This is a genomic window from Paenibacillus sp. OT2-17 (assembly GCF_009827695.1).
Classification (GTDB): Bacteria; Bacillota; Bacilli; order Paenibacillales; family Paenibacillaceae; genus Paenibacillus; species Paenibacillus polymyxa_B.
The window spans coordinates 1-3,853 of the sequence record NZ_WUDQ01000353.1; the positions used below are offsets into that span (position 1 = coordinate 1).

Consider the following 3,853-nt stretch of genomic DNA (forward strand, 5'->3'; position numbering starts at 1 on the left):
CGGAATGGGCGCTCCCTATTGGAATCCCTACGCCCGGGCGGCAATTATCGGTATGAACCGTGGAACTGGCAAAGGACACATCGTCCGGGCTGCGCTGGAGAGCATCGCTTACCAAGTACGGGACGCTATAGAGTTTATTCAGGAACAGTCCGGGATTGAGTTGGTCGGCCTGCGCACGGACGGCGGGGCTTCCTCCAACACTTGGCTGATGCAATTTCAGGCCGATATTCTGGGCAACCTTGTGACCCGATCCACATGTGCCGAGCTGTCGGCCATGGGTTCGGTCTATCTCGGTGGGCTCGGCACAGGCTTTTGGTCCGATCCAGAGCAAATCGCTTCCAATCTTGAAATGTATGAAGCATACGAACCAAAGATGGATGAGGCTACCAGAGAGAAATATTATACTGGCTGGCAGCGGGCTGTTCAGTCTGTATTGCAACAACAGCATGAATCTCCCGTTTTATAAATAATCTCTGTACTCCATTCCTCATATCTCCCCAATACAAACCAAACAAAAAGGGCCCTTGCTTTTACAAAGGCCCTTTTATTAAGTTACTCACTCGAACGATATAACTGACCCAACGCTTTTACAAACTCACGGGCTGCCGGGGTCGCTTCATCAAAAGAATGCGCGATAATTCCGATATCCCGCGAAATTTGGGGAATGATCTCTTTAACGATTAGTGTATGGGACACCGAGGAAAGCGTAAACTTCGATATAATGCCAATGCCCAACTTTTTTTGGACCATATGGACTAAGGTTTCAGCCGTTTGGACCGTGAGACTCTCCTGAAAAGGAATTTGCTGCTCATGCAAGGTGTTTAATACAGCAGATTCATGTCCTCCTTTACAGAAGATAAGGCCGTTCCTGTTCTGTTCCAGAGAAACCTCATGTTCTGCTTGCAATGGATGATTCTCCGGCATGATAGCAACCATGGAATCGTGTTCAAGAATATGGACGTCATAATGATCGAAAGGAGAAACTACTATTCCAATTTCAACAGTGCGATCCTCCACCCATTGTTTAATTTGATTCGAGTTTCCTTCCATCAGTTCAATGGTGACATCGGGGTATTGGGAGCGGAATAAGCAGATCGCTTCTGGAAGCAAGTTCGTAGAGGCTGCCGGGAAGGAGCCTATTTTTACTTTACCGCGTAAAAGCTTATTCTCCTGACACGCAAGCTGAACCATTTTATCTTCGATTTCCTTCATTTGTCTAGCCAGACTCAGCATTTCTTTTCCCACTTCGGTCAGTACGAGTCCATTCTGCTTGTCGCGAATAAACAATTTCACCTGCAAAGTATTTTCAAATTGGATCAAAGCCTTGCTAACCGCAGGCTGGGAAATAAACAGCGCTTTGGCAGCCTCCGTCATATTCATTTTCTCCGCAACCTTCATAAACACTTCAAGATGATTCATATTCACAGACATACACCCGTTATAACCATACGGTTATTCCCTCCATGAAATAATAGTATTTCAGTTATATCAAATATACCTTTAACTGTCGTTTTAATTTGGGTGCTAGCGCATAATATTCTTTACACCTATATCGCTCCCTATCTAAATCAAGCTGGACTGGCTTCCCAAACAGATGTGGTGCTGCTTATTTTTGGAATAACTTCGGTTGCCGGAATCGGGTTGATCGGTGTATTCATTGACCGCTGGCTGCGTCTACTGGTACTTGTGAGTACCTTCGGCTTCGCTATCGCATCTTTGGCGCTGGGAATCAGAAGTCACCAACCTGCTGTTGTCTATTTAACTGTTGCCTTGTGAGAGCGCAGATGTGGCACAGTCTATGCTTGTAACCGCTTGGAATTTGGCCATTGGTGGAGGCGGTTTGCTTGGCGAAATTCTTCTGGAGACACTTGGAAGCAGCTCTTTCCCGTGAGCGTTACTGATTCTTATGCTACTTGCCTTCATAGTTTCGTGGCGTGCTAAGAATCACGAGTTCTCCCCCAAGAAATACCTATTGCCCTATAAAAACATTGACGGTTAGATGGCTGAGAATCACATCCACACTTGGCAAGAAGCTCAACGAATATGTAGATCAGGTTATAAAGAACCTTCCTGTCCATCTAACTTCATGGATTGGAAGGTTCTTTTATCAGAAGTCATAGAAGTTCTAAGATCCTTTTAATATAATACCTTCTCCAGACAGCGTGCCAATTCATCATCGGGAAGGGGCTTGCGATGCGTATTCTCCAGGTAGATATATTTCTCTGTTTCTGGCATTAAATATTGTTTGGACCACAGGAACATATCCGGACTGTCTCCCTGAAGACGAAGAAATCTCCGCACAGTGTCTGCATGAGAAATAGTGTTATCTAGATTGGTTAACCAATCTGCCCGGTAGAAATGCTCCCATCTTCCAGTTCCTGCGAGCGATAACGCTTCTTTACCCATCCGGTAGCTCCAAACGGCATGAGAAGCTTGTATAAATGCTCGTGGGTAATCTTTTTCAAGGAACAGCCCATAAGCGCTACATAAGCTTGCCAGTCCACGTGAACCACTCAGATGCAGTTCAATCTGCACAAGCAGTTGATTATACAGCCTGCGACATTCATCTTCAGGCAACTGCTTTATTATTCGTAGACACCGCTCTCGTAGTTCAACCCAATCCGGGATTGTCGACTCGGCTTTTTCCTTGAACCAGCGTACCTGTTCAGGAAAAGGCCTTTCTCCAGTAGCCCAGTACAGCCGTTCATCACTGCTTTCTTTGCCTTGTAGCCAATACCCCATAATTTGCCGAGCCGGATGGTGATAGAATTCCTCCCCTGCTCGATCATCCTTATGCGGGCCATAAACGATAGTGCAACGGGAATAATCCCGGTATAATTGGGAAATCTCTTGAAGCTGACTACTGTACAGCCGCCCGATAAAATCAGTAAGCTGCTCTTCGGTATCCACGTTACCATTCGTCCATAAATTTGCTACTAAATCCAGCGTATATACATGCGGCAAAATATTACCTGAATTGACCAGCAGATACTCGTCCGCCCCTGTAGTAAACGCTGCTGTCAATTCCTCTACAATCAAGCTGGCTGAGGAAGGAAATTGGGTAAGATGGTTCGACGCTTGCAAGTCGTGGAAGGTCACATGGTAATATACTCCATTTTTGCCCCCATCCTGCGCCTCGGGCAATGCTGGTACACGATAATTGAGATTCCCATGGCGCCGAGATACCATTTTACCGTAACCATTGTCTGCCCATATTTTGATCACCCCTTCGGGTACTTCAATATGCCCCTGCTTGTATAACTCGGCAATCTCACCATACATCGCCATACAGCACACGGGCTGCTCCACAAATTCACAGATCATATTGTACTGCTTGCGAACCACATACGATATTAATTGTCCGCGTTTGTCCGGCGTATTAAAGGAAGGATCATCTTCCCAAAATGGCTTGTCACCCTGCCCGCGAAAAGACAATACCCATACAATTTTCTCTTCCTTCTGTCGTTCAATCGCTTCCTGCCACAGCTGTTCAAACAACTCGGGATGCTCTCTGTAGCTAGCTTGTTTACCCGGAAAGGCGCGCAAAAACATTTCCGCCCCCAACGGCTCGGCATGATGATGTGTGATCCATAAGCCCATGTCTGCTGCAAGCTTATGATGGATACCTATGCGTGGTAAATCGGTTCCGGGAATCACCATATTTCCACCGCACCGCAGTAACGCTTCAAAAACGGGCTGCCACACCTGCTCCGTCGGTGGATAATCATCCTTCCAGCCAATCAAGCATACCTCATCATTGACAAACCATCCCCGATATCGGACCTTGGACGGTATACTGTCAACATTCAGACTCGGCACAATGATGGTATCCCGCTTAGGCGGGAGAAGCTCC

The 3,853-nt window shown here is 46.5% G+C and carries 4 protein-coding genes; 2 read left to right on the top strand and 2 right to left on the bottom strand.

Translation table 11 applies throughout. From position 1 onward, the window contains the following. Positions 1-466: FGGY-family carbohydrate kinase (locus GRP75_RS21025; RefSeq protein ID WP_272917229.1), on the top strand; the 466-nt coding region annotated here is incomplete at its 5' end. 86 nt (positions 467-552) lie between these two features. On the opposite strand, the gene GRP75_RS21030 is transcribed toward GRP75_RS21025, so the two are convergent. After that, a complete protein-coding gene (locus tag GRP75_RS21030) occupies positions 553-1,431 on the bottom strand; it encodes a LysR family transcriptional regulator (protein ID WP_202404244.1) in 879 nt (292 codons plus the stop codon). Positions 1,432-1,521: 90 nt separating this feature from the next. Here GRP75_RS21030 and GRP75_RS29320 point away from each other — a divergent pair, with 90 nt between their 5' ends. After that, entirely contained in the window at positions 1,522-1,776 is a 255-nt protein-coding gene (locus tag GRP75_RS29320) for an MFS transporter (protein ID WP_075154430.1), read from the top strand. A 360-nt stretch (positions 1,777-2,136) separates the two neighbouring features. Here the strand turns inward: GRP75_RS29320 and GRP75_RS21040 are convergent. After that, the coding region (locus tag GRP75_RS21040) for a glycosyl hydrolase 115 family protein (RefSeq protein WP_160790271.1) at positions 2,137-3,853 on the bottom strand (1,717 nt) is incomplete at its 5' end.